Annotated in this window: 1 protein-coding gene; it reads right to left on the reverse strand. The window is 70.4% G+C overall.

Features of this window, described 5'->3' with window-relative positions:
- Positions 1–385, reverse strand: a 385-nt coding sequence (locus tag CCN37_RS37880) for a TetR family transcriptional regulator C-terminal domain-containing protein (RefSeq protein WP_210408400.1), incomplete at both ends; no start/stop codon positions are given.

A 385-nucleotide genomic window follows, 5' to 3' on the forward strand; every position in this document is an offset into this window, starting at 1 on the left:
TCCGCTCCGGCTCCGTCGCGACCTGCACTGACAGCCCGTCGAAGAGCGCGTGCAGCCGATCCGTCTCCAGGTCCGGGTCGAGCCCTTCCGGCGTCATCCCCGCGTCGCGCAGCGCGCCGACCACCGTCGCGAACAGCTCCCACGTCTCACGCGCCGTCTTGGTGTTGAAGGCGCGCGCGTCCGCGTCGACCAGCACACGCGACAGGTACGCCACCCACAGCTCCGTGGCGACGCGTGCGTCGGAATCCAAGGGCAGCAACCGTTCCAGTGTCGTGAACGCCAGCACCCTCGCGTCCTCCGGCATCTCCGCGTCGTCCCTCAGCCGCTGCTCCGCTCCGTCGACGGTCATCCGCATCGCGAAGGCCAGCAGCTCGTCCTGGGTGGC

The sequence above is a fragment of the Allokutzneria sp. NRRL B-24872 genome, assembly GCF_002155965.1.
Taxonomy (GTDB): domain Bacteria; phylum Actinomycetota; class Actinomycetes; order Mycobacteriales; family Pseudonocardiaceae; genus Allokutzneria.